Raw genomic sequence first — 25,899 nt, 5'->3', positions numbered from 1 at the left:
AAACATTTAATTGTTACGTTTAAGCAATTAACCATTTTAACGATTGTATGCAAATACCAAAAATTAACATTCCCAAAAAATATTTAAAAATCGGAGCCTTGGTTTTAGGTGTTTTTTTGATTGTTTGTATAGCGCTCGGAGCAGTTGCTTACACTAAAAGAGAAGCCCTTTTGAAAAAAATGATTGCTAAAGCCATTGCTAAAGCAGATAAAGATTTTGGCCTTGATGTGAAAATCGGTTCCGCCGGATTTACTGGTTTGAGTACGGTAAAAATGAATGCAATTTCTATCGTTCCTAAAAACAGGGATACACTTTCAAATATTTCTGAGCTTAGTGTTGGTGTAAAACTTTGGCCACTTATTTTCGGCAATGTTAAGTTAGCTGAACTTAAGCTAAACGAAGGCTTTGTAAGTATAGTGCTTAAAGATTCTATTACAAACGTCGATTTTATTCTTAAAAGAAAGAAAAAAGATAGTACAGCAACTAAGAGCAAGGTAAACCTTGCCGATATAGCCAGCAACATTTTAAATGAAGTATTATACAAAATTCCTGATGAAATGGATGTTAAAAACATGGTTTTTAAACTGAATGATAATGATACTGCTAAATTAAATTTTGCAACCGTAGCAACAATTGATGGTGGAGATTTAAAATCGACAATAAATGTAAATAACGGTGAATCTACCTGGCATTTAGATGGCGAAGTTAATCCAGGAAGTAAGGAGCTTAGTGTTATGGCTTATGCCGACGGGAAAAAATTAGAATTACCATATCTTAACAATAAGTTGCATGCAAAATTAAGCTTCGATACCTTGCAAACTGAACTTAAAAATGCAAAATACAGTGGCGACGACTATAAAATTTCGGGTTCGTGGTCAGTTAAAAACATGTTAATAAACCAACCAAGAATTGCAAGTAACGACATTGTAATTCAAAGTGCAAAACTGGATGCAGATGTATTGGTTGGGCCAAATTATATTGCCTTAGATAGTAGTTCAACTGCTTATTTAAAAAATGCATCAATTCATCCTTACGTGAAATACACTTTAGGAAAAAATAAAATTTATGAGTTGAAGTTAAATGCCGAAGAGCAAGACGCACAATCAATTTTCCAGGCTTTTCCACAAGGTTTGTTCGAATCATTAGACGGCTTGAAGGTTCAGGGGAAAATAAAATACAGCTTAAATTTCTATCTGGATACAGCGGTTCCAGATAGCGTCAGGTTCAGCTCAACATTAACTCCTGTTGATTTCAAAATTACACAGTGGGGCAAAACCAATCTGCAGAAAATTAACAATCCCTTTGTTTATACACCTTACGAATATGGCAAACCGATGCGAGATATTACGATTGGCCCCGCTAATTCAAATTTTACACCCTTATCGGCAATTTCTAAAAACTTTATTAATGCAGTTTTAACAGCAGAAGATCCATCATTTTTTACACATAACGGTTTCGTTGAAGAATCTATACGTAAATCTATTGCAGTAAACTTTAAGGAGAAAAAATTTAAACGTGGAGGAAGCACAATCAGCATGCAGTTGGTTAAGAACGTTTATTTAAGTCGCCAAAAAACTTTAGCACGTAAGGCCGAAGAAATTTTGATTGTTTGGTTAATTGAACATAATCATTTAGTTAGCAAGCAAAGAATGCTCGAGGTTTACTTCAACATTATGGAATTAGGACAAAATATTTATGGAATTGGTGAGGCATCAAGATATTATTTTGGCAAACAACCTGCTGATTTAACTATAGGTGATGGACTTTTTCTTGCTAGTATTGTACCAAAGCCAAAAGCATCTATGTATAAGTTTATGGCAGATGGAAGTTTAAAACCATACATGTTCAACTACTTTAGGTTTATGGGTAATATTATGGCTAGAAGAGGTTTAACACCTTCTGATACTTCTGGTTATGGTTTTTACAATGTTCGATTGAGAGAAGGTTTACGTCAATATTTAGCTCCAGACACTGCTGTGGTTGATACTTCTGCCTTCGACGATGATGATATGGGGGGTTCACCCGTTGAAATGCAGGATAAAAATAAAAATCTTTTCGATAGAATTTTTGGCGGGGTTAAAAAAGATACTTCAAATCGCTCGGGCGTTAAGCCAACAGATACGATTAAAACAAAAAAGCAATTAAGGCAAGAGCGAAGGGAACAGCGGCGAATAGAAAAGGAACTTGAAATCCGACAGTAACATATTTTCCAGTTAACAATTTTCAATAGAAAGCATATACATTTTATGTTTATAACATTAAACACTCCAACAGCAGAATGCAAAAAATAAAAGTAGAGGATAAAGAATTCGAAATTTTTTTAGAAAACGATACATTAAACAAACGGATTCGATTATTGGGTATACAAATTAATCTTGATTATGAAGGTAAGTGCCCTTTATTTATTGGCGTGTTGAATGGTTGCTTTTTGTTTTTAGCCGATCTAATTAAAGAAATTAATGTGCCTTGTGAAGTTGCTTTTATGCGTGTAGCATCTTACGAAGGAATATTAAGCACAGGAAAAGTTAAAGAATTAATCGGTTTGCCTGATAATATTGAAGGTAGAGATATTATTATTATTGAAGATATTGTTGATACTGGCTTAACTTTAACTCATATTTTAAAAACCATAAAAGATAAAAACCCGGCTTCTGTAAAAGTAAGTTCACTTTTGCTTAAGCCCGCAGCCTTAAAATACGAAATAGAAGAGCTGGAATATATTGGGTTTGAAATTCCAAACGAATTTGTAGTTGGTTATGGATTGGATTATAATGGACTTGGCAGAAACCTAAAAGATATTTACAGAGCAACGGAATCATAATTTTTCAATTGGATTAATTTATTTTTCGCACCTTTGCTCCATAATTTCTAACATAATGACCATACACAAAGAAGGCTATACAACGATAGCTTTAAGCATACTCTTTATTTTCATCATTAATGCGTTTGTAGATTACAGGTATTACGATGTAACCTGGTTGCGATGGTTTATTTATATTTTTTCCGCGGCACTTTTTATTATTGTTTTACAGTTTTTCCGCAATCCAAGCCGTAGTTTTTCAGCAGGTGAAAATTTAGTTATTTGCCCTGCAGATGGCAAAGTTGTTGTAATTGAGGAAACTGAAGAAGGCGAATACTTTAAAGATAAAAGATTACAGGTTTCAATTTTCATGTCGCCGATTAATGTTCACATTAACCGTAACCCAATTTCAGGTGTAGTTAAGTTTTTTAAATATCATCCTGGAAAATATTTAGCTGCATGGAACCCAAAATCATCTACAGAAAACGAACGTACAACAACTGTTGTAGAACATAAAAATGGTACTCCAGTATTGTTTCGCCAAATTGCAGGTGCATTAGCCCGTAGAATTGTTTGGTACGTTAAAGAAGGAGATGAAGTTGTGCAAGCAGAACAGTTTGGCTTTATTAAATTTGGCTCAAGAGTTGACGTTTTTCTTCCTGTTGGAACAAAAGTTAACGTTCAACTTAACGAAGTTGTTAAAGGCGGAATCACAACTTTAGCTACGCTAAGCTAATTTTTTTAGTCACCTTTGTGCATTTAAGCTCGGCAACATTAACTTTCTATGCCTACCTAAAATCTTTGTAATCCTATAATCTATTAATCTCGGTTTAGTCTGTAGTATCGTTACCAACTTCTTTTTCTTTTAAAGCTGGGCCAGAAGTTTTATCACTTATTAACCTTTGTGTAGGGTAAGCAAAATCGGATTTATTGCGCATTACGATTTCCATAATTTTGAAATTGATTTCCTGCTTTATAGAAAGATAATCATTGTAAGCGGTTAAAGAAACAAAGTATATCACTTCAATATTTAAAGACGAATCTCCAAACCCTTCAAAATAGGCATTACCATCATCGCTCGTATCTTCATGGTCGTGAATAAATGTTCTGATTTCATTAACAATTTTTTTAATGGTTTCTGCATTGGTTTCATAGGTAATTCCGAAAGAGAATTTAACTCTTCTAAAATTTCTCAAACTCATATTTTCTAGCACTCCATCTATCATTCCCTTATTTGGTATGGTTGCCATTGTTTTTTCGGTTGTACGAATTAAAGTGCTTCTAAAACCTACTTTTTCTACCGTTCCTTCTACACCATCAACCTTAACCAAATCACCAACAATAAAAGGCTTATCTAAGAAAATAGTAAATGAACCAATCAGATTCTCCAGACTCTCTTTTGCAGCTAAAGCGATGGCGATACCACCAATTCCTAACCCAGTAATCAGTGTTAAAACATTTACCTCGAAAACAAATCCTAATAGGGTAAAAAAACCTATAAAAACAACTACAGTTTTAAAAAGCTCCTTTAAAAAAGGTACGAGCTGGTCATCTGATTTGCTCTCTGTTAATGATGCTTTGAAGAGCAAAACATGCGATATAAAATCGATGATGCGAAGAATAATCCAAAAGATTGAAAGAATAATTAAGAAAAGAAAAATCCTGTCAATACAGTCGCCAATAGTTACAGGAATTGCTTCTTTTACTTTTCCTACTAACCTGCCATAATGAAATACAATTACCTCTAAAGGATGTTTTAGCTGGTTTATCGAAAGATATAATGTAGAAAATAGCATAAAAACCTCAATGGGTTTGAGCAATAAACCAACAAAAGTATCATCATGAGCTTGCTGAGAGAATCCTTTAAAAAGCCTGAATAACAATTTACTCAACAGTTTTGAAACCAACCTTCTAAAAATAAGACCAACCAAAAGTATAGCAGCGAAAAGGAAATAAGCTTTAATTGTGTTACCCCAGAAAATCTGGCCATAAAACGAAGAATCTAACATATTGAAAAATTTGAATAATATGTTCAACAAATATAGAGGATACAAAAAAACCTTCACGATTACAAAATCGTGAAGGTTTATATCTTGTAATAAAGAATAATTATTTTCTTAAAGATTTAATACGGGCAGCTTTACCAGTTAAAGCACGTAAATAGAACAATTTCGCTCTACGAACTTTACCATAGCTATTTACTTCCACTTTCTCGATGTTTGGAGAATTTACAGGGAAGATACGCTCTACACCAATACCGTTGCTCATTTTACGAACGGTAAAAGTTTCGTTTGCACCTGCACTGTTACGTTGTATAACAACACCCTGGTAAATTTGAACACGTTCTTTATTACCTTCGCGAATTTTATAGTGTACGCTCACTGTATCGCCAGACTTGAACGCAGGAAAATCTTTTTTCGCGATGGCCTGCTCTTCAACAAATTTTACTAAATCCATGATTTTAAGCTATTAAACCAACTTTCTTTACCTTGAAAATCGGATTGCAATATTAGGGAAATATTTTGATATAAAAAAGTCTAATTTAATTTTTTCCACATTCTTTTAGAATTCCACATTCGATTATATAAAATGCTTCTATTCCAAAAGGTCAGGTCGGCGTTTCTGAGTGCGTTCCAAGGCCTGCTCATGGCGCCATTCGTTTACTTTAGCCTCATGCCCGCTTAATAAAACATCAGGCACTTTGTGTCCTCGCCAATCTGCAGGTCGTGTGTAAACAGGTGCATCTAAAAGTTCGCCCTGAAAACTATCAGAAAGAGCAGAAGTCTCATCATTCAAAACACCTGGTATTAAACGAACCACAGCATCTACCACGATTGCAGCGGGAAGCTCTCCGCCGCTTAAAACGTAATCGCCAATTGACACCTCTCTGGTTACAAAAATATCGCGTATGCGCTGGTCTATGCCTTTATAGTGTCCGCATAAAATGATTATATTTTTCTTTATCGACAATTCGTTCGCTGTGCTTTGGTTTAAAGTTACCCCATCCGGACTCATAAAGATAATCTCATCATAATCACGTTCTGCCTTAAGTTTTTCAATACAAGCTGCGAAAGGCTCAATACTCATTACCATTCCGCTGCCTCCACCATACTGATAATCATCTACGCTTTTTTGCTTATTAGTTGCGTAATCACGTAGATTATGAACAAAAATTTCGGCAATACCTTTCTTTTGTGCCCGTTGCAAAATAGAATGTGCAAAAGGGCTTTCCAGTAAAGCAGGTAAAACAGTTATAATATCGAAACGCATTTGGTAAATTTAAGATTTAATTTTCAAGATAAACATCAAGTAAACCCTCTGGTAAGTCCAGTGTCAGAATTTTTTCTTCTTCATCAATTTCAACAATGAAATCTTCATTCAAGGGGAAAAGAATCTCTGTTTCCTGATATTTCACAGTAGCTACAAATTGTTGAGGGTATTCAATAACTTCTAGAATTTTACCAAGTTCGCCAAGAGTTTCATCAACAGCCATAAAACCTTTAAGATCTGTGTAGAAAAATTCGTCCTCACCTCGTTCAGGCATTTTATCAATCGGCATATAAAGCTTTTTCTTTAAAAGAGGCTGTACTTTATCAATATGATCTGCATCATCAAAATAAAATAAACCCGTTTTATTAGGGTAAATCTTATGGCTTGCAATAAAATATGGAACTAATTTACCATTGATATCAGCAAAAACAATATCCATTTCCAGTTGCTCATATTCCTCAAATTCGAAAAAAACCTGTACCTCGCCTTTTAAACCTTTTGTTTTGGTAATGTATCCTATATAAAATGCTTCTTCGTGTTTCATAAACCTAAACCCCTATAGCGGCTTTTTAAAGTATGGCTATCACCCTGAATTTATTTCAGGATATCTCTAACTAATATGCTAAAATAAATCCAGCATAGCGAGCGTGTTAAATATTAGCTTATATAAAAATAGCGTTCCGAATTTTCGGAACGCTATTTTAGCATCACAATAAAGTTGATTACTCTGCTTTATCTTCTGCCTTTGTTTCTTCAGTAGGAGCTTCAGTAGCCGCTTCAGCTTCAACAACTGGAGCTTCTTCAGTAACTTCTTCTGCAACTGGTGCATTTTTAGCTGCGATAGCTGCTGCTCTATCTTCTTTTTTCTTAGCTTCTGCCGCTAATGCTGCTTTACGCACATCTGCTTTCGAAGTAGCTAAACCTTCTGTTTTACCAGAAATTTTACCTGCTTTGCTTTCTAACCAAGCAGTGAATTTCTCATCAGCTTGTTCTTGAGTTAAAGCACCTTTTTTAATACCACCTTCTAAATGTTTTTTGTATAAAACACCTTTGTAAGATAGAATAGCACGGGCTGTATCAGTCGGCTCAGCACCTTGGTTAACCCAGGCTAAAGTTTTTTCGAAGTTAATTTCGATGGTTGCAGGATTGGTGTTTGGGTTGTAAGAACCTAAACGCTCAATAAATTTACCGTCACGTGGAGAGCGAGAATCTGCTACCACAATGTGGAAAAAAGGTTTCCCTTTTTTACCGAATCTTTGCAATCTGATTTTAGTTGCCATTTTCTTTTGTATTTATGTATTCAACATATTTCCCGGAACTTCGTGTTGCGGGGCTGCAAAGATAACTAAAATACTGTAAATTAAAAACATAGTTTAATTTCTTTGTTTTAAGGATATTTGAAAAAAAAATTGCCGATACAAAATGGAAAGAATAGCGATTGATATGGATGAGGTAATTGCTGATGCTGTTGGAAAATTTATAAAACTTTACAACAGGGATTACAATGTTCCTTTAGATTTAAAAATTGATGCCGGAAACGAAATTTATCACCACGTTCCCGAAAATATAAATCAAAAATGGTTTGAATACATTAACGAACCAGGCTTTTTCCGCGATTTGGAAGTAATTCCTAATAGTCAAAAAGTAATAAAAGCCCTACAGGAGAAATATGATGTTTACATCGTTTCTGCTGCAATGGAATTTAGAAATTCTTTAGTTGATAAATATGATTGGCTAGCTGAACATTTCCCTTTCATCGATTGGCAACACATTATGTTCTGTGGCAATAAAATTGTTAAGGCAGATATTATTATTGATGATCGCACCAAGAATTTTATAAATTTTAAAGGTAGAACACTTTTATATACATCTCCGCATAATTTATTGATTACGGAATATGAACGCGTCAATACATGGGAAGAAGTTGCTGGCTTATTACTTTAATATTTGAATTTAATTTTAGCACTCAGTGAAGTTGTAGCCGAATTTCTACTAAGTTAAGTTCCCGACGAAATCGGGATTTATCGCTACAATCCCATTTAACATATAAAGTTTGCACTACGCCGTCCTTCTCTACTGGAGCGCAGCGAAAAGGAGAGATCTTTGAATAATAATAATGGGCTGCTTGGGAACATATAAATTTATTTTTTGCACCACTTAGGATGAAGCCAAAACAGTAGCAAAAGCCTGTGTAAAATAAACCTTATAACAGTGTAAAATAAAGCAATTTTTTCTATTGAAAAGGTTGAAACGAATATCAGGAATAGCGAAACCTTTGAAAGGCTAAACCTTGCTTTTCACAACAAGATGTAACATTTTATTAAAAACCTGTTCTAATTATTAAAAACCTCAAACTATGTTAGTAACGACAACGCCTTCTGTTGAGGGCACAAAAATTATAAAATATATTGGTTTAGTAACCGGAGAAACCATTATTGGTGCAAATATTTTTAAAGATTTATTTGCCGGAATAAGGGATATTGTTGGTGGACGATCAAGCGCCTATGAGCAAGTTTTGAGAGAAGCGAAAGATACTGCTGTGAGTGAAATGCAGCAATATGCTGCTGCCTTGGGAGCCAATGCTATTGTTGGAGTAGATTTAGATTACGAAACGGTTGGAACAGGCGGTAGCATGCTCATGGTAACAGCCAGCGGAACGGCTGTAATTCTTGAAAAATTATAGAATTTTATATCGGATGAGTAATTTGGTTGCTCATCCGATAATTTCCTAGAATGAAAGTATATCAATTAGCTTTAACCACCTCGAACTTACTTTCTCTGCATCAATATGTTTAATTGCGTGGTCAAATGGCGTAAAAATCATTTCTCTGTTTACCTGACCTGCCATTACATTTCTTTCTCCATTTATTAAGCCTTCTACAGCCGAAACCCCTAATCTGCTTGCTAAAACCCTATCCATACAGGTTGGTTTTCCCCCTCGCTGAATGTGTCCTAAAACAGAAACTTTAGTGTCATAATGTGGGTATTTTGATTGGAGAATTTCACCAACTTTAAATGCTCCGCCCGCATCATCGCCTTCTGCTACAATAATTATTTTTGAAGATTTATCTTTTCGGCTATGTTCTAATTTATTTAAAACATCCTCTACGCCCATGTTTGCTTCGGGAATAAGAATTGCCTCAGCACCAACACCAATACCACTTCTTAATGCAATTAAGCCAGAGTCGCGACCCATAACTTCCACAATAAAAAGCCTATCATGCGATTCTGCAGTATCTCTTATTTTATCTACCGCATCAATAACCGTGTTTATTGCCGAATCGTAGCCAATTGTAAAATCTGTACCTGCCAAGTCATTATCAATAGTGCCTGGCATACCTACAATAGGAAAATCGTGTTCTTGAGCAAAAATATTTGCTCCTGTAAATGTTCCATCACCTCCAATAACAACTAAGGCATCTATATTTCTACTTTTTAAATTATTATAAGCAGTTTTTCTACCCTCAGCGGTTCTAAAAGCTTCACTACGGGCGGTTTTTAAAATTGTACCGCCACGTTGAATAATGTTTGCTACAGATTTACGATCCATAGGCATACAATCATCATTTATAAGCCCTTCGTATCCGCGAAGAAAGCCTGTTACTTCAATATCGTAATAAATTGAGGCCCTAACAACGGCCCTTATTGCAGCGTTCATGCCCGGAGAATCTCCTCCGGAGGTTAAAACGCCAATATTCTTTATCTTATTCATTTGTTTGGTTTTTAGCAAATTCTGAAAGTCCTTTATCCAGATATTGCAAATATTTTTCTATTTTAAATTCTACTCCGATTGGAGGAGAAACTAATTCTTTTTCATCGGTACCCAAAAGTACATAATAAGGCTGCGAAATTGTGTTAAATCTTTCGGCTTGTAAGTGCTTGAATTTTTTACCTACTGTATTTACTTTCACAGGACTGGTTTTAGAGCCTAAAACCTCAGAATCAAATTGTTCACCTATTGGCAAAGCTGTTTTATCATCTGTATATAAAGACACAACGATGTAGTCTTCTTTTAATTTCTTTAATACGCGAGGATCAGACCAAACTTTAGCTTCCATTTCACGACAGTTCACACAACCATGACCTGTAAAATCGAGAAAGAGTGGTTTTTTAACTTGCTTTGCATAAGCTAACGCTTCCTGATAATCAAAGAATCCATCTATATTGTGAGGAATATGAAGAAATTTTGAGTATTTTCTTGGTGGATGTGCCGGAGTTAAAGTTTGATTTCCAGATTCACTTTCCTGACCCATTACAAAATCTTGGGTAGATAATGGAGGAACCAAAGCACTAACCGCTTTCAATGGCGCACCCCACAAACCCGGGATTAGGTAGAATGCAAATACAAATGCCGCACCAGCTAGAAATAATCTTGGAATTGATATATAAGGTAAATCACTATCATGAGAAAATTTTATTTTTCCTATTAGATAAAATCCTAAAATGAAAGCAATAACTACCCAAATTGCAATGAAAACCTCTCTATCTAAAATGCCCCAGTGATACGCTAAATCTGCAGTTGATAAAAACTTTAGGGCAAGAGCAATTTCAATTAAACCTAAAACGACTTTAACGGCATTTAGCCATCCACCTGATTTCGGTAATGAAGTCATCCAGCTTGGAAAAATTGCAAAAACTACAAAGATTAAAGCAAGCGCAAGTGAAAAACCAAACATGCCCATTATCGGCGCTAAGAAACCACCGGTTTGACCAACAGTAACCAATAATGTACCAATTAATGGCCCTGTGCATGAAAATGAAACCACAGCTAATGTTGCTGCCATGAAAAAGATCCCTGTTAATCCTTTGGAATCAGACTTAGAATCCATTTTGTTTACAAAAGAGCTTGGCAATGTGATTTCGAAAGCACCTAAAAACGATATTCCGAAAATTAGTAATATTAAAAAGATGAACACATTAAAAAAGCCATCCGTTGCTAATTCATTTAATGCACTTGCCCCGAATATCAAAGTAATAAGTAACCCTAAAATCACATAAATTACGATAATGGAAACACCATAAATTATCGCGCCCTGAATTCCTTTTCCTTTTGTTTCAGCCCTTTTGGTAAAGTAACTTACTGTTAACGGAACCATTGGGAATATGCATGGGAGTAAAAATGCAATTAAACCTGCTATAAAACCTGCTGCAAATATAGAAATTAGTGTTTGTGATGAACCTTCAGGTTTTGCTTTTTCTGTTTTAGCTGAAGCAGTAGTTATATTGTTTGAAACAGAATCTTTAACCGCACTATTTGCCGCACTATCTTTAGTAGAACCTACCTCAGTAAACTGTATATCATCCGGGACAGCGGCTGTGGTATCTTGTATTATATTAGCAAAGCTTTTAGATGCTGGCAATGCTATAAACATTGCAGCTAGCATGAGCAATAACAAAAATTTTTTCATTGTGTGTGATTTAAGCTGCCGAAAATACGCAAAACGATTAATCTAAAAGCAAGCGAAATGCAGATTTTACTTTAAACAGAAACAGTCCCGAATTTCGGAACTGTTTTTAAATATTTTATTTTTGTTACTTAACAGGGATGCTGAACTCCACTTCTTCTGGCGGAAGGCATTGTTTATCGTTACAAACCATAAATTCTACTTTACCTTTTACGGCAGTTACTCCTTTATTGAGCTTAATTTTTTGTTGAAAAATTACCTGATCTTCAAAATAACTAACATTCATTTTAAAAGTATCTTCATATTTAACAATTGCTTTAGGCTCTGTTGTTTTTCCAACTAAACTAAAATCTTTTGATGGAGAAAAACTAAAGGTTGTTTTAACCGGGCCACCGCTTTTCACATTCTGAGAGTAGATATGCCATCTATTATCAATTGATGCTTTAATATATAATGTTGCTTCGGTTTTGCTGGTTTTTTTAGCTACATAAGCCCAGGTTACCGGTTTTTCAATTTGAGCGAATGCGCCCGCGATGGTAAAAAGTACTATGGATAGTACTAAGGTGATTTTTTTCATTATCTGTTTAATTTGTGTGTATGTATTCTATTTCTTTAAAGTTGAAGTTTTTAATTTGATTATCAACCTCCATAATTAAGTAACCGCTTTCTTCAACCCCTTTAATCTTACCTTCAAAAACCTGACCATTATGTATATAATTTGCTTCTAGATCAAAGTATAATAACTTTTTAAGGTAATTGCTGTGTAAAATACTGTATTTCTCCGATTTCAAATTTAGATAGTATTTTTCTATATAAACGAAAATTTTCTCCATTACTAGTTCTAAATCCAATTCCTTGTGTAAAATTTGAAATACAGATGTCGCTTTTTCGGCCAAATCGCTCTTAAATACCTGCTGATTAATATTTAAACCAATACCAATAACTGCTGATTTTATAGTCGTGCCTGTCAGTGAATTTTCTATAAGTATGCCACCAAGTTTCTTTCTATTGTAATAAATATCGTTCGGCCACTTAACGGCAACAGCTAATGGAAGGAAATAAGACAATGCATCTGCCACAGCCAAACTAACAGCTATATTTAGATAAAACTGCTTTTTTATAGCCAAAAATGATGGTTTTAGGTAAATACTTGTGCTTATATTTTTACCCGCCTCCGTTTGCCAAACACTTTCCTGCTGTCCTCTTCCCGCAAATTGATTATCTGCCATAATTACAGTTCCTTCGGGTAATGGCTCGGAATTTGAAGCCAAATTCTTTAAATAGTTATTCGTAGAATCAACTTCTTTTAATTTGATTAAATTTTGACCAACAAATAGTGTTGAAAAAGTGTTATTTTGCAAGTGTTGAATTTATATTATTGTAATTCCAAAATTAAAGCATTTTAATGGTAAAAAAGAAAATAGTAGCCCTTTCTACATACCTTTCTGAGTTGGCCGTACATGGCATACAAGAGAAAAAAGGAGAAGATATAGTGCGGTTGGATCTAAAAAACATTCATACATCTGTAGCAGATTATTTTATTATTGCTAGTGCTAACTCAGCAACGCAGGTAAAAGCTATTGCCGATAGTGTTGAAAAAGAAATATATAAAGCAACTCAAGCAGACCCAAGACATAAAGAAGGTTTTGAATCTGCAGATTGGGTTATTTTAGATTATTTCGATGTGGTTGTGCACATTTTTAAAACCGAAAAGCGCCACTTTTATGGCATTGAAGAATTATGGGGTGACGCTGAAAGCACAAACTATCAAAGCGCATAACCGTACCACACCTTTTGAACAAGACAATGAACGATAATCAAAATACTAACGAAAACAAACCAATAAAGAAGTTGCCCAACATTCCTAAAAAGCCTCAAAAAGGGTCTAAGTTTAATATTTTTTGGGTTTATGCAGCCATTATTGTTGCCATTATTGCCGCACAATTTTTATTTACGAGCGATACGGGTAAAAAAGTAACTTATGAAACTTTTGAAAGCCAAATGCTTTTACCTGGGGATGTTGATAAAATTGTTGCCTTTCAAACCGAAGATTTAGTTAAAGCTGAAGTTTACATCAAAAAAGATAGTCTAGGCAAAGCACAATATAAAACAGCTAAAAACAATAGCGCTTTAAACATATCCAATGCAACTTCACCAACAGTTTATTTTGAAGTTGGCGGAAAGTTCTCGGATTTAACTGCCAAATTAAAAGAATCTCAAGCAAACTTACCTGCCGGTAGGAAGCCAATCTCATTTCAACCTGAAAATCGTAGTAATCCATTAGCGAGCTGGTTTTTAAGTATCATTTTACCGGTGTTACTATTAATTGGTTTCTGGATTTTCATTATGCGACGCATGGGCGGTGGTGCTGGCGGTGGCGGACAGATTTTCAGTATCGGAAAATCTAAAGCGACATTATTTGATAAAGAAAGCCAGGTTAACATTACATTTAATGATGTTGCCGGTTTAGAAGAAGCCAAACAAGAGGTCATGGAAATTGTAGATTTCCTTAAAAACCCTAAAAAATATACAAATCTTGGCGGTAAAATTCCTAAAGGGGCTTTACTTGTTGGTTCTCCGGGTACAGGTAAAACATTATTGGCTAAAGCTGTTGCCGGAGAGGCTCAAGTCCCTTTCTTTTCCCTATCAGGGTCTGATTTCGTAGAAATGTTTGTAGGTGTTGGTGCCTCACGTGTACGTGATTTGTTTAAGCAGGCTAAAGATAAAGCACCATGTATCATCTTTATTGATGAGGTTGATGCAATTGGTCGTGCTCGTGGAAAAAATAGCGTAATGGGTGGTAACGATGAACGTGAAAATACTTTAAATCAACTACTAGTTGAAATGGATGGTTTTGGAACTGACTCAGGAATTATTATTCTTGCAGCAACCAACCGCCCAGATGTATTGGATTCTGCTTTATTACGCCCAGGTCGTTTTGACAGACAAATTTCTATTGATAAACCTGATTTAGTAGGCCGTGAACATATTTTCAATGTTCACTTAAAACCAATAAAAACTTCGGCAGAAGTTGATGCTAAAAAACTATCTGCTCAAACACCAGGCTTTGCAGGTGCTGAAATTGCCAATGTTTGTAATGAAGCAGCACTAATTGCAGCTCGTAGAAACAAAGAATCGGTAGATATGCAGGATTTCCAAGATGCAATTGACCGTGTAATTGGTGGTTTAGAGAAAAAAAATAAAATTATTTCTCCAGAAGAAAAACGTATCGTTGCTTATCATGAAGCAGGCCATGCAATTGCAGGCTGGTTTCTTGAACACGCAGATCCATTAGTTAAAGTATCTATTGTTCCTCGTGGTGTTGCCGCGTTAGGTTATGCACAATATTTACCTAAAGAGCAGTTTTTATATACAACCGAGCAATTAACTGATGGTATGTGTATGACAATGGGTGGGCGAGTTGCTGAAGATATCACCTTTGGTCGTATATCTACAGGTGCACAAAATGATTTAGAGCGAATTACCAAACTTGCTTATGCTATGGTTAGTATTTATGGCATGAATGAGGCTGTTGGTAATGTTTCATTCCACGATCCTCAAAATGAATACAATTTTAACAAACCTTATTCTGAGAAAACTTCAGAATTAATTGATGTTGAGGTTCGTAAACTGATTGGTGATGTTTACATCAAAACCAAACAATTATTGATCGATAAACAAGAAGGTTTAGAAAAACTAGCTCAGAAACTATTGGAAAAAGAGATTTTATTCCAGGCTGACTTAGAAGAGATATTAGGTAAACGACCATTTGATACGCGTACAACTTATGATGAATTTGTTAATGGTACAGGCGACCAAACACCTGCTGCAGAAGGTCTAATTCATGATGGGGTTGGTAGTTCTGATATCAATCAGGAAGTTACAGGCTTAAAGCCTGCTTCAGAAAATGAATAAATATTAAATTGATATTAATATATTTGAAACCTCGGGTGAAAAACCCCGGGGTTTTATTTTTTTTAAACAATGAGGGATAATACAACCGCGAAAGAACAAATGCTAAAGAAGATAAGAAAAGCGCTTTTAGAGAAGCGTGAAAATCCTTATCCAAACTTAGAGGATACGCCATTGTACAAAAAAAATATTGATGAGCTCGAAGTTTTGTTTGCCGAACAACTAACGGCAGTATCAGGTAATTTTATTTTTTGTGAAGATGGTATCGATTTTATCGAAAACATGCTTCAGCTCGCTGATAAGTTTAAATGGCGTAAAATATATTGCTGGGAACCAGAATTGCAACACTTCTTGGCCAAATACGAATTTCCTTTTTATCAAACGGATAAAGATTTTGAACAGGCTGAAGTAGGTATAACAATGTGTGAAGCTTTAGTTGCCCGGAACGGTAGTGTAATGGTTACAAATGAAGGTGCAGCCGGCAGAAGATTAAGTATTTTCCCTCACCATCATATTGTAATTGCACGAACAAGCCAGCTTGTTTTAGATTTAAAAGATGCTTTTCAATTGCTTAAAAATAAATACGGAAATCAAATTCCATCTATGATTAGCAACATAACCGGACCAAGCCGCACGGCTGATATTGAGAAAACTTTAGTGCTTGGCGCTCATGGCCCAAAAGAGTTATTTGTATTTCTTATAGATGATTTTTCTTAAATTATTTCCATTTTTAATTTATTAACCATATTTTTATACTACATACCGTTGTAGTATACGGTATTATAATTATGAGCAAAACAATAAATACTGTAATTATCGGTACGGGAAGCTATATTCCTGAAAATATTATTTCTGGTAATGAATTCTTAAATTCTACGTTTTTCGAAAATGGAAATCGGTTGGAAAAAGAAAATACTGAAATCATTCACAAGTTTTCTGAGATAACTGAAATTGTAGAAAGACGCTATGTACATCCTGATCAGCTAAGCAATCAAATCGGAGCAAAAGCTGCTGAAAGAGCAATTGAAAGCGCACAAATTGATAAGGAAACTTTAGATTATATTATCTTTTGCCATAACTTTGGTGATATTCCTTTAAACAGTAATCGTACAGATATTTTGCCCTCGCTGGCATCAAAAGTTAAAAAATTGTTGGGCATAGAAAACCCAGATTGTGTTGCTTATGATGTTATTTTCGGATGTCCAGGTTGGGTGCAGGGAACTATTCAGGCAGATTATTTTATTAAAAGTGGTGATGCAAAGCGTGTACTGGTTATCGGTGCGGAAACATTATCGAGAATTATCGATCCGCATGATAGAGATAGCATGATATTTTCTGACGGTGCAGGGGCTGTAATTTTTGAAGGCACCTCTTCTGAAGAAAAAAATGGTATTTTGGCGCATAAAACAGAAACTCATTCTTTTCAACATGGTGGTTTACTTACTATGGGTAAAAGTTCAAATCCAGATGAAAATAGCGGTAATTTCTATCTTAAAATGAATGGACGTAAGCTTTACGAATTTGCCGTAACTCAAGTTCCTCAGGTAATTAAAAAAGTTATAGATAAAGCCGGGTTGAGTGTTGAAGATGTAAATATTGTTTTCGTACACCAGGCAAATGGCAAAATGGATGCTGCCATTATGAAGCGTTTATTTAAACTGTATGGATTAGACAGCGTTCCAGAAAATCTTGTTCCTATGACCATCAGCTGGCTTGGAAATAGTTCGGTAGCAACTATCCCAACCTTATTAGATTTAGTTTTAAAAGAGCAGGTTAAGGGTTATAAAGTTAAAAAAGGAGATGTTGCAGTCTTCGCATCAGTAGGTGCTGGTATGCACATTAATGCTTTTATTTACCGATTTTAAAATCCAACTCTTTTTAAACCCATTTTTGCCTGGCTTTCGATACTGCTTTCATACTCATGATTTTTCATAGATATCGCATTATTGAAAGCCTCTTTTGCTTTAACTTTATTGTTTTTTTTCTCATACACCTTGCCCATTTGTAAAGCTGCATTTGCTGCAAAATAATACTTAAGGCCTTTTCCTTGTGTTATTGCTGCCTGGTAATAATTAAGCGCCTGGTCATCCTTTCCTAAGTCATCATAAATTCTTCCCAATCGGTAATTAAATTCTGTTTTATCTTTATCAGAATTATAATCAGCAGCTTTTCTATCATCTAATAACTGTAAGGCCTTAGATAAGTAACCACCATCATATAATAATCTTGCTTTTAATAAATCTGCTGGCGGGGCAGGCGCTGATGCTTCATTTTGTGCCTGTTTATCTTTTTCGTTGTATGTGTAGCCAGAATTATTAGCTTTTGATATGAAGCTCGTGTAGCCGGATTTGTCACCCTTTAACAGTGCTATCCATCCTAAGTGGAGATTGGTGTCTTTTATAAAATTTACGCCCTTATTAGTTTGCAAAAACCGATTAAAATAAGTTGATGCACCTAAGTCTAATTTGTTTAAATGAGCAATACCTTCTAAATAATCAAGATATGGAAACGACTGATAAGTTCCGCCTTCAGGTTTTTTAGCCAGAATATTTATAGCTTCATCATTGTGTGCTGTCTTTATACAAACATAACTCTGAAGGTATGATTTTAAAAGGCTAGTATCTGCAATACGCTCGGTATATTTCATTGTTTTTACATAAGCTGCAGGACTATGGGCCACATCGGTTAGAACATATGCGTAATAGAAAACTACCTCTTCGTAAAAAGGCTCGTAGGTTGACTTTGGCAAATTTTCAGCAAGTTTATCAAGTATTGCTAACCCTGTTTGTGTATTACCTTTTATACCGAATGTTGATAAAGCACTTTTTAAAGCCCCATCGGGAAGGTTTCCTAAAACTGTATTAATTAAGCCAAGGCCTTTATCGTTTAGTAAAAAGTTTGGAAACTTTTTTTTGTTATCAAGCAATAGGTTATTTGCTTTTCTAATTTCCATTGCAGCATTAAAATATTCTCCGAAACGACTCCGAATTAATGCCCATTGCAAATTTATCTCGGCTTGAGCGTACAAATAATACGGCGAGTTTTTATCGTCATCATTTATTTTATCTAATCTGGCTGATTTATTTCCTTTTAACTTATCGAAATCTACTTTACTTCCCGAAGTAATTAAAGTAAAATAATCTACATAATTTTCTAATAATGGTATAATAGAGTTGTTAGGATGTTGTTTTTTTTCTGTAGCGATATACGCTTTTGCGTTGCCGAGTTTAAGTTCAAAAATACTTTTATAAGCGTTTAAGCAGTTGGTGTTAAAATCGAAATTTGCAAATGAATTTTTAGGAGAGAGAAAAGCGAGAACAAAAAAAATAAGTATAAATCTTAAGCTTTTAATCATTGTATTATGGAATGCAGATATTTTTTAGTTTAAAATAATGTACAAATACTGTACCTCAAATTAAACAATACGCTACAATAACGTAAAAGTTTAATCTTGTCTTAATTGCCGTAAACAAAAAAGTCCCGATTTTAATCGGGACTTTTCTATTTTATAAAATTACCTGGTGCAATTTGCCGTCCAGGTACCATTCGAATTTGAAACACCTATTTTTAAGGTGCTGGCATCTATCGTAATACCAATAACGCCTGTACCAACACTTATGTATGTATTTCCGCTTTCCTGAAATTTAACGCCTGTAATGTCAGGAATATTGTTGCCAAAAAAGAAACTATAGGTGTCGTTAATTTTGGTTACAGTTACTTTGCCATCAGTACTGTTTATTTGTGTACCATCTTTATTATAGGAAACCGTTCCTCTGTAAGTACCTACGAAGAAATCTCGGTCTGCAGGGTCTGTATCTTTTTTACACGATACCATTACTGTTAATGCTATTAAAAGCATGCTAAAAATTTGAACTGTCTTTTTCATATTATATTTTTGAAAGGTTATGAATCTATTAGGGTAGAGATGATAGATTCGGTTTTTATTTGTAACAGCCTGTTTACAACGACTATGCCAAAAGACTTTTAAAGAGCTGAAAACAGCAGCAAAATCAAACCAAATAAAAAATAATTTTAATTTTAATTATCTGAAATACAGACTATTGTTTCATTTTTTAGTCTTTGTTAAATGATGTTTTGGAATCGTAGCTCTTTTGAAAGCTTCTACAGGAGTATTGATTTTTGATTTGTTTAGTTTAGCAGAATAATCATGCAATAGCCTTTTCAGCTTAAGGAATAGTTTCTCTATTTAGCCTCGGCAAAAACGAATAAGAAAACAGATTTAGTTAACCCGCCCAGCCATCTCTATCCAAACTGCGATAATTTATAGATTCTGCCAGATGCTCCAATTCTACATTTTCGCTTCCATCTAAATCGGCAATGGTTCTGGCTACTTTTAAAATTCGGTCGTAAGCACGAGCTGATAAACCTAATCGCTCCATGGCCGATTTTAAAAGGATTGTTCCGGCCTCACTAATTTGGCAAACTTTACGAACCATTTTAGGGCTCATTTGAGCGTTATAATGCAAATCTTCTTTATCTGCAAAGCGATGATCTTGAATTTCTCTTGCCTTAATTACTCTTGCTCTAATCAGTTCACTTTTTTCCGCTTCGCGGGATGATGCCAATTCTGAAAAATTAACAGGTGTAACCTCCACATGCAAATCGATTCTATCTAAAAGTGGTCCTGATATTTTACTTAGATACTTTTGTACTACACCCGGTGCACAAACACACTCCTTTTCAGGGTGATTGTAAAAACCGCAAGGACATGGGTTCATTGATGCGACTAGCATAAAACTTGCAGGGTATTCAACGGAAAATCTTGCTCTTGAAATGGCAACTTTCCTGTCTTCTAAGGGTTGTCTCATTACTTCTAAAACCGTTCTTTTAAATTCGGGCAATTCATCTAGAAACAAAACGCCATTGTGTGCTAAAGATATTTCCCCTGGTTGAGGGTTCATACCGCCGCCAACTAAGGCAACATCGGAAATGGTGTGGTGCGGCGAGCGGTATGGTCTAACCGTCATGAGCGCATCGGCTGCAGAAAGTTTACCAGCTACAGAATGGATTTTGGTGGTTTCTAATGCCTCGTGTAAATTTAAGGGGGGCAAAATAGTTGGCAGGCGTTTCGCCAGCATCGTTTTTCCTGCACCCGGTGGGCCAATTAAAATAACATTATGGCCACCTGCGGCGGCAATTTCAAGCGCTCGTTTAATGTTTTCTTGTCCCTTAACATCTGCGAAATCGTGTTCGTAATTCCCGATGTTTTTAAGGAATTCTTCTCTCGTATTTATCTTAACTTGCTCAAGCGGTTCACTTTTATTAAAGAAAGCAATTACTTGGGCTAAAGTTTCAATACCGTAAGCAATAAGTCCTTCAACAATTGCCGCTTCACGAACGTTTTGTTTGGGTAAAATGAAACCTTTAAAGCCATCTTGTTGGGCTTGGATAGCAATGGGTAATGCCCCTTTTATTGGTTGAATCGCACCATCGAGTGACAATTCGCCCATGATGAAATAATGTTCTAAATCTTCTGACGGGATTTGACCAGAAGCGGCAAGAATTCCAATTGCAATTGGTAAATCATAAGCCGAACCCTCTTTTCTGATGTCGGCAGGTGCAAGATTTACGACAATTTTTTGACGAGGCATGCGAAAACCAGCCATATGAATGGCACTTTCTACCCGCTGCAAACTTTCTTTAACAGCATTATCAGGCAAGCCAACCATGAAATATTTATTTCCTGCGCTTATGCTTATTTCGATGGTTATTGTTAAAGCATTTACTCCGTAAACGGCACTCCCATAAGTTTTTACAAGCATTAAAAATTCCTTGAAAATGTTGGGATGTTATATTATTCGGGGATGAATAATTGATTGTTGAGGCTAATATAGGAATTGTTTAGATAATATAAATTCTAATTTTGTTATTCAAACTCTAATCTTTTTTGTTGGTTGAAACCAACGGCACTGAAATGTATGGTGCGAATAAAAACCTTAGTACACAAAAAAATCCCAACCATTTCTGATTAGGATTTAAATATTTACTATATGCTAGCTTCGCTTTAATCTTAAACCTTAAACTACCTTCCTTGAGGCATTTTCGGCATATTTTTCATCATTGCTGCAGCTGCGGCAGGGTTAGAAAATTGTTTCATCATTTTACGCATATCTTCAAACTGTTTTATCAGCTTGGTAACCTCTTCAATTTTACGACCAGAGCCTTTTGCAATCCTTAAGCGGCGACTTTGCTGAATGCTATCAGGGTTTTCTTTTTCAAAAGGCGTCATCGATTGAATAATCGATTCGATAGATTTAAATGCATCATCTTCAATTTCAACATTCTTCATCATTTTACCTACACCTGGTATCATGCCCATCAAATCTTTCATATTACCCATCTTCTTAATTTGCTGAATCTGGTTGTAGAAATCATTGAAATCGAATTTGTTTTTGCGGATTTTCTTCTGTAATTCTGCAGCTTCTTTTTCATCAAACTGCATTTGAGCACGTTCAACAAGTGAAACCACATCACCCATACCCAAAATACGCGATGCCATACGGTCTGGATAGAAAACATCCAGTGCCTCCATTTTTTCGCCGGTACCAATAAATTTAATTGGCTTATTTACAACCGATTTAATTGAAAGCGCAGCACCACCGCGGGTATCACCATCTAGTTTGGTTAAAACAACACCGGTAAAATCCAGTCTGTCATTAAACACTTTTGCTGTATTTACCGCATCCTGGCCGGTCATTGAATCCACAACAAATAAAATTTCGTGTGGCTGTGTTTTGGCTTTAACTTCCGATATTTCGTTCATCAACGATTCATCAATCGCTAAACGACCAGCTGTATCGATAATAATTACGTTGTTACCATTTTGTTTACCATGCGCTATACCCTCTAAAGCAATTGCCACAGGGTCTTTCGAATCGCGGTTTGCATAAACCGATACACCAACCGAAGTTCCTAAAACCTCCAATTGATCAACCGCTGCAGGACGATACATATCACCTGCCACCAATAAAGGTTTTTTGCCTTTACCTTTTAAATGTAAGGCCAATTTACCAGCGAAAGTAGTTTTACCTGCTCCGTTTAAACCGGCAATTAATATAATGGTTGGATTTGCTTTCGTATCTAACTCCGTAACTTCGCCACCCATTAAAGCGGCAAGTTCATCATTCATTATTTTGGTAAGCAATTGCCCTGGCGAAACCGCTGTTAAAACGTTTTGCCCCAAAGCTTTTTGCCTTACATCATCGGTAAATGCTTTGGCTGTTTTGTAGTTAACATCGGCATCTAATAATGCTTTACGGATTTCTTTCATGGTTTCTGCCACGTTAATTTCCGTAATATTACCTTGCCCTTTTAATACTTTAAATGCTCTGTCTAGCTTGTCCTGTAAATTATCAAACATCTTTTTATAAGCTATTGGCCTATTGCCATAAAGCAAAAGCCACTTGTTTTTAATGAAAGGCAAATGTATCAAATTTTGATTGTAAATCTTTGCAACTCAAAGGCAAAAATGTTAATTGAACGAATGCGAAGGATTAATTTTTGGAAATGGCTTGTTGCAAACCGTTAAAAATGATTACTGCTTTACCCACCTAGCCCTGGGTGTAGCGGTACCCTGCAGCGAGGAGGTACGACGATGCAAAGTGTACGAGCGAAACACAGGAAGAAATTAATTGGTTTGCAGAGGCATTGCGCTCCAAAAAATAAAAGATTTTATACAATGAATTTTAATTTAAAGGTCTATTTTTTGGAAATGAACGTTCATTTGCATTTGGCAGACTCCAGTCCCGCCATTCGCTATAGCCCTCATGAAATATTCGGGGCTGCCGCTGCTGTCGGGTTTAAAAACAGCGGCTTGTTACAAACCGTTAAAAATAGTTGTAATTAAAAATCTTCTTAACTCAAGTTTCAAGGCATTTTGTTCCAAAACGTTTAAATTTTGCATCCTAATTTCCTTTCTCGTGCAACATTTCTTTATGGTGCTAGTCTTATGTAGACTAAACCAAACCTATGAAATTCTATTTAATACTGTTTTTACTGCTTGCTTATACTTTATCTTATGCGCAAGACCCATCAAAACAGAAACAATTAGCTGCTGTAAGAAGTGCTGAAGTGCCTAAAATTGATGGAGTTTTGGATGATGCTTGTTGGGTTAATGTGCCAATCGCTACTGATTTTTTTGAAATCAGACCAGTACCCGGAAGAGTAGATAAAAAAGATAGACGAACAGAAATGAAAGTAATGTATGACGATGTTGCCATTTATGTTAACGCTCGGATGTACGATGACAAGGATAGTGTTTCACATGAGCTGGTTTCTCGGGATAACATTGGCAATGCCGATTTTATATCCATCATTGTAGATCCATTTTACGATAAAATGAATGGTAATGGGTTTTTTGTAACTGCTGCTGGTGTTCAGTTTGATGCAAAATACTCGCAAGTTGGCGATGAAGACCCAAACTGGAATGCCGTTTGGGAAAGTGCAGTAAAAATTGATGAATTAGGATGGACTTGTGAAATGAAAATTCCATATTCGGCACTACGTTTTTCGAGTAAGGATATTCAAAACTGGGGATTAAATTTTAGTCGGAGAATTCAAAGAACCAATGTGCAAACTTTTTGGAATTTTGTAGATCCAAAAGTTAATGGCTTTATTAATCAGGAAGGACTTTTTACAGGTATAAAGGATATTAAGCCACCGCTTCGACTTTCATTTTCTCCGTATCTTTCAGCCTACGTAAACCATTATCCGGCAAATATTCCTGGTGTAAAAAATACAACGGCAAGGTTTAATGGCGGTATGGATGTTAAATATGGCATCAACAATAGCTTTACTTTAGATATGACTTTAGTCCCCGATTTTGGGCAGGTTCAATCTGATAATCGAATTTTAAACCTAACGCCATTTGAAGTTAAGTTTAATGAGAACAGACAGTTTTTTACCGAAGGAACAGAACTTTTTAATAAAGGAGATTTGTTTTATTCCAAGCGTATTGGTTCCATCCCATCTTATTATAATTATTCTGGCGTAAACAGCGGTGATAAAATTATTAAAGACCAAACGGAGGCTAAAGTTTTAAATGCAACTAAAATATCGGGGCGTACGGCTAAAGGCTTAGGTATTGGTATTTTCAATGCGATAACGAATAGCATGCAAACCGAGGTAGAAGATGTAAATGGTAATCTTCGTAATGTAGAAACCCAACCATTAACCAATTATAATATTTTAGTTTTCGATCAATCGTTAAAAAACAATAGTTCAGCAACATTTATAAATACAAATGTTTTAAGGCAAGGCAGTGCTTACGATGCTAACGTAAGTGCTTTACTTTTTAATTTGAATAACAAAAACAACAAATATTTTATTAATGGCGGTGGTAAAATGAGTTATTTACGCGGCGAAGAAACAAGTACAGGTTATAGTTACACCCTTCGTTTTGGCAAGCAAAGCGGCAACTTTACCTGGAGTTATAACCAGGTATTTGCCGATGATAAATTCGACCCATCGGATATGGGTTTTTTTACCAACAATAACTTTTTAGATCAGCGGATTGGTTTAGGCTACAATGTTTTTAAACCAAGCAAGTGGTACAATGAATGGCAAAACTGGTTTAACATGTCGTATTCTAGGCGGGTTACACCGGGCGATTATCAAAGTTTTGGTGTAAATGGTGGTTCGTATGTTAGGTTTAAAAACTTATGGTCAGCAGAGTTGGATGCTAATTATGATGCGCAACGTAATGATTTTTATGAAGCCAGAAACGGGCAGTTTTATAAAGTCCCAGAGAGTTTTGGTATTGGTTTGTACATAAACCCTAATCGTGCTAAAGCCTATAATTTCGGTGGAAATATTCGCTATCAGGAACAAGAGCTTTTTAAAGGTAAATCATACAATTTTTACTTTTTCCAAAATTTAAGGGTTAATGATAAAATCGCATTCGGATTGGATTTGAATTTCAACCCGAATTATGATTTTGTAAACTGGGTTACTTCGCAAGGTAATCAGGCTATTTTTTCTAAGTATGACAGACGAACGGTTGAAAATTCTTTTGATGCAAAATATACGTTTACCAATTTAATGGGTTTTACAGTGGTTTTAAGACACTATTGGAGCGACAGAAGAAATAAGGATTTCTTTTTGCTAAAACCTGATGGTAATTTAACTGATTACCAAGGAACAAGCCCAACTGGCACAGACCGGAACTACAACGTATTTAATATCGATTTAATTTATACCTGGCAATTTGCGCCCGGCAGTACCCTGTCATTATCCTATAAAGATGCTGCAGAAACTTACGATACATATTATACCCAACGCTACAATAAGAACCTGAGCGGAATTTTAAATTCACCTCAAAATAATAGTCTATCGGTAAAGGTTTTATACTATGTAGATTATTTGGATTTGAAAGGCAAACACAAGAAGATTTGAAGATGACGCTGTAATGGTTCTTACGAGTTACAAAGATTTCTCCTCTTCGCTCGAAATGACACAACTCTTTTTTCAGTGCGTTCTGCGTTTCCGTGGCAA

General features: G+C 35.5%; 24 protein-coding genes. 11 read left to right on the top strand and 13 right to left on the bottom strand.

What is annotated here, in order from left to right; genetic code table 11:
- The first annotated feature begins 47 nt into the window (after nucleotides 1–47).
- The 3 genes from IEV50_RS18095 to IEV50_RS18085 all read left to right on the top strand — a co-directional run bounded on the left by IEV50_RS18095 (nucleotide 48) and on the right by IEV50_RS18085 (nucleotide 3,536).
- Nucleotides 48–2,201 carry a transglycosylase domain-containing protein gene (locus IEV50_RS18095; protein ID WP_188417057.1) on the top strand — a complete coding sequence of 718 codons (2,154 nt, stop codon included), beginning with the start codon at nucleotides 48–50 and terminating at the stop codon, nucleotides 2,199–2,201.
- A 77-nt stretch (nucleotides 2,202–2,278) separates the two neighbouring features.
- Nucleotides 2,279–2,821 carry a hypoxanthine phosphoribosyltransferase gene (gene hpt / locus IEV50_RS18090; RefSeq protein ID WP_188417055.1) on the top strand — a complete coding sequence of 181 codons (543 nt, stop codon included), beginning with the start codon at nucleotides 2,279–2,281 and terminating at the stop codon, nucleotides 2,819–2,821.
- Nucleotides 2,822–2,876: 55 nt separating this feature from the next.
- Complete coding sequence (locus IEV50_RS18085) at nucleotides 2,877–3,536, top strand: phosphatidylserine decarboxylase family protein (RefSeq protein WP_188417047.1); 660 nt, start codon at nucleotides 2,877–2,879, stop codon at nucleotides 3,534–3,536.
- A gap of 94 nt (nucleotides 3,537–3,630) precedes the next feature.
- Here the strand turns inward: IEV50_RS18085 and IEV50_RS18080 are convergent, their stop codons facing one another.
- The 5 genes from IEV50_RS18080 to IEV50_RS18060 form a co-directional block, all read right to left on the bottom strand.
- A complete protein-coding gene (locus IEV50_RS18080; RefSeq protein WP_188417045.1) occupies nucleotides 3,631–4,809 on the bottom strand; it encodes a mechanosensitive ion channel family protein in 1,179 nt (392 codons plus the stop codon).
- A 100-nt stretch (nucleotides 4,810–4,909) separates the two neighbouring features.
- Nucleotides 4,910–5,257 (bottom strand): 50S ribosomal protein L19, encoded by a 348-nt coding sequence (rplS, locus tag IEV50_RS18075; protein WP_123207043.1) that lies wholly within the window; start codon nucleotides 5,255–5,257, stop codon nucleotides 4,910–4,912.
- Between the two features lie 138 nt (nucleotides 5,258–5,395).
- Nucleotides 5,396–6,070, bottom strand: coding sequence for a tRNA (guanosine(37)-N1)-methyltransferase TrmD (gene trmD, locus IEV50_RS18070; protein WP_188417043.1), 675 nt, complete (start codon nucleotides 6,068–6,070; stop codon nucleotides 5,396–5,398).
- Between the two features lie 16 nt (nucleotides 6,071–6,086).
- The gene (gene rimM, locus IEV50_RS18065) at nucleotides 6,087–6,614 is read right to left on the bottom strand and encodes a ribosome maturation factor RimM (protein WP_188417041.1); all 528 of its coding nucleotides are present in this window, start codon (nucleotides 6,612–6,614) and stop codon (nucleotides 6,087–6,089) included.
- 178 nt (nucleotides 6,615–6,792) lie between these two features.
- Entirely contained in the window at nucleotides 6,793–7,350 is a 558-nt protein-coding gene (locus tag IEV50_RS18060; protein WP_188417039.1) for a 30S ribosomal protein S16, read from the bottom strand.
- Between the two features lie 142 nt (nucleotides 7,351–7,492).
- Between IEV50_RS18060 and IEV50_RS18055 the strand changes: the two genes are divergently transcribed.
- Nucleotides 7,493–8,014, top strand: a complete 522-nt coding sequence (locus tag IEV50_RS18055) for a 5' nucleotidase, NT5C type (protein ID WP_229746787.1) — start codon at nucleotides 7,493–7,495, stop codon at nucleotides 8,012–8,014.
- A gap of 412 nt (nucleotides 8,015–8,426) precedes the next feature.
- On the top strand, nucleotides 8,427–8,753 hold the full coding sequence (locus IEV50_RS18050; RefSeq protein ID WP_188417037.1) for a heavy metal-binding domain-containing protein: 327 nt from the start codon (nucleotides 8,427–8,429) through the stop codon (nucleotides 8,751–8,753).
- A gap of 45 nt (nucleotides 8,754–8,798) precedes the next feature.
- On the opposite strand, the gene pfkA is transcribed toward IEV50_RS18050, so the two are convergent.
- From pfkA to IEV50_RS18030, 4 genes are all read right to left on the bottom strand, one after another.
- Complete coding sequence (pfkA, locus tag IEV50_RS18045) at nucleotides 8,799–9,782, bottom strand: 6-phosphofructokinase (protein WP_188417035.1); 984 nt, start codon at nucleotides 9,780–9,782, stop codon at nucleotides 8,799–8,801.
- The gene (locus tag IEV50_RS18040; protein ID WP_188417033.1) at nucleotides 9,775–11,478 is read right to left on the bottom strand and encodes a protein-disulfide reductase DsbD family protein; all 1,704 of its coding nucleotides are present in this window, start codon (nucleotides 11,476–11,478) and stop codon (nucleotides 9,775–9,777) included. The genes pfkA and IEV50_RS18040 overlap by 8 nt, the downstream gene beginning before the upstream one ends.
- Nucleotides 11,479–11,602: 124 nt before the next feature.
- On the bottom strand, nucleotides 11,603–12,052 hold the full coding sequence (locus tag IEV50_RS18035; protein ID WP_188417031.1) for a protein-disulfide reductase DsbD domain-containing protein: 450 nt from the start codon (nucleotides 12,050–12,052) through the stop codon (nucleotides 11,603–11,605).
- A 7-nt stretch (nucleotides 12,053–12,059) separates the two neighbouring features.
- Nucleotides 12,060–12,836, bottom strand: a complete 777-nt coding sequence (locus IEV50_RS18030) for a biotin--[acetyl-CoA-carboxylase] ligase (RefSeq protein ID WP_188417029.1) — start codon at nucleotides 12,834–12,836, stop codon at nucleotides 12,060–12,062.
- Nucleotides 12,837–12,880: 44 nt separating this feature from the next.
- On the opposite strand from IEV50_RS18030, the gene rsfS reads away from it, so the two are divergent.
- The 4 genes from rsfS (at nucleotide 12,881) to IEV50_RS18010 (ending at nucleotide 17,252) form a co-directional block, all read left to right on the top strand.
- The gene (rsfS, locus tag IEV50_RS18025) at nucleotides 12,881–13,255 is read left to right on the top strand and encodes a ribosome silencing factor (RefSeq protein ID WP_188417028.1); all 375 of its coding nucleotides are present in this window, start codon (nucleotides 12,881–12,883) and stop codon (nucleotides 13,253–13,255) included.
- A 26-nt stretch (nucleotides 13,256–13,281) separates the two neighbouring features.
- Nucleotides 13,282–15,390 carry an ATP-dependent zinc metalloprotease FtsH gene (ftsH, locus tag IEV50_RS18020; protein ID WP_188417021.1) on the top strand — a complete coding sequence of 703 codons (2,109 nt, stop codon included), beginning with the start codon at nucleotides 13,282–13,284 and terminating at the stop codon, nucleotides 15,388–15,390.
- 69 nt (nucleotides 15,391–15,459) lie between these two features.
- Complete coding sequence (locus IEV50_RS18015) at nucleotides 15,460–16,104, top strand: LutC/YkgG family protein (protein ID WP_188417020.1); 645 nt, start codon at nucleotides 15,460–15,462, stop codon at nucleotides 16,102–16,104.
- Between the two features lie 71 nt (nucleotides 16,105–16,175).
- On the top strand, nucleotides 16,176–17,252 hold the full coding sequence (locus IEV50_RS18010) for a 3-oxoacyl-ACP synthase III family protein (RefSeq protein WP_188417019.1): 1,077 nt from the start codon (nucleotides 16,176–16,178) through the stop codon (nucleotides 17,250–17,252).
- On the opposite strand, the gene IEV50_RS18005 is transcribed toward IEV50_RS18010, so the two are convergent.
- From IEV50_RS18005 to ffh, 4 genes are all read right to left on the bottom strand, one after another.
- Complete coding sequence (locus IEV50_RS18005) at nucleotides 17,249–18,742, bottom strand: tetratricopeptide repeat protein (RefSeq protein ID WP_188417017.1); 1,494 nt, start codon at nucleotides 18,740–18,742, stop codon at nucleotides 17,249–17,251. The two genes, IEV50_RS18010 and IEV50_RS18005, sit on opposite strands and share 4 nt — an antisense overlap.
- Before the next feature lie 159 nt (nucleotides 18,743–18,901).
- The gene (locus tag IEV50_RS18000; protein WP_188417015.1) at nucleotides 18,902–19,273 is read right to left on the bottom strand and encodes a hypothetical protein; all 372 of its coding nucleotides are present in this window, start codon (nucleotides 19,271–19,273) and stop codon (nucleotides 18,902–18,904) included.
- 358 nt (nucleotides 19,274–19,631) lie between these two features.
- Entirely contained in the window at nucleotides 19,632–21,170 is a 1,539-nt protein-coding gene (locus tag IEV50_RS17995) for a YifB family Mg chelatase-like AAA ATPase (RefSeq protein ID WP_188417013.1), read from the bottom strand.
- Nucleotides 21,171–21,430: 260 nt separating this feature from the next.
- Complete coding sequence (gene ffh / locus IEV50_RS17990; RefSeq protein WP_188417011.1) at nucleotides 21,431–22,768, bottom strand: signal recognition particle protein; 1,338 nt, start codon at nucleotides 22,766–22,768, stop codon at nucleotides 21,431–21,433.
- Nucleotides 22,769–23,086: 318 nt separating this feature from the next.
- Here ffh and IEV50_RS17985 point away from each other — a divergent pair, with 318 nt between their 5' ends.
- Together IEV50_RS17985 and IEV50_RS17980 are read left to right on the top strand one after the other, a co-directional pair.
- Complete coding sequence (locus tag IEV50_RS17985) at nucleotides 23,087–23,254, top strand: hypothetical protein (protein ID WP_188417009.1); 168 nt, start codon at nucleotides 23,087–23,089, stop codon at nucleotides 23,252–23,254.
- A gap of 122 nt (nucleotides 23,255–23,376) precedes the next feature.
- Nucleotides 23,377–25,800 carry a DUF5916 domain-containing protein gene (locus IEV50_RS17980; RefSeq protein ID WP_188417007.1) on the top strand — a complete coding sequence of 808 codons (2,424 nt, stop codon included), beginning with the start codon at nucleotides 23,377–23,379 and terminating at the stop codon, nucleotides 25,798–25,800.
- The last annotated feature ends 99 nt before the right edge of the window (nucleotides 25,801–25,899 follow it).

Origin of the sequence: Pedobacter mendelii (genome assembly GCF_014635725.1) — a bacterium.
In the GTDB taxonomy this organism is placed as follows: Bacteria; Bacteroidota; Bacteroidia; order Sphingobacteriales; family Sphingobacteriaceae; genus Pedobacter; species Pedobacter mendelii.
The sequence above is the reverse complement of the archived record's forward strand: the minus strand, read 5'-3'. Positions and strand labels throughout refer to the sequence as shown.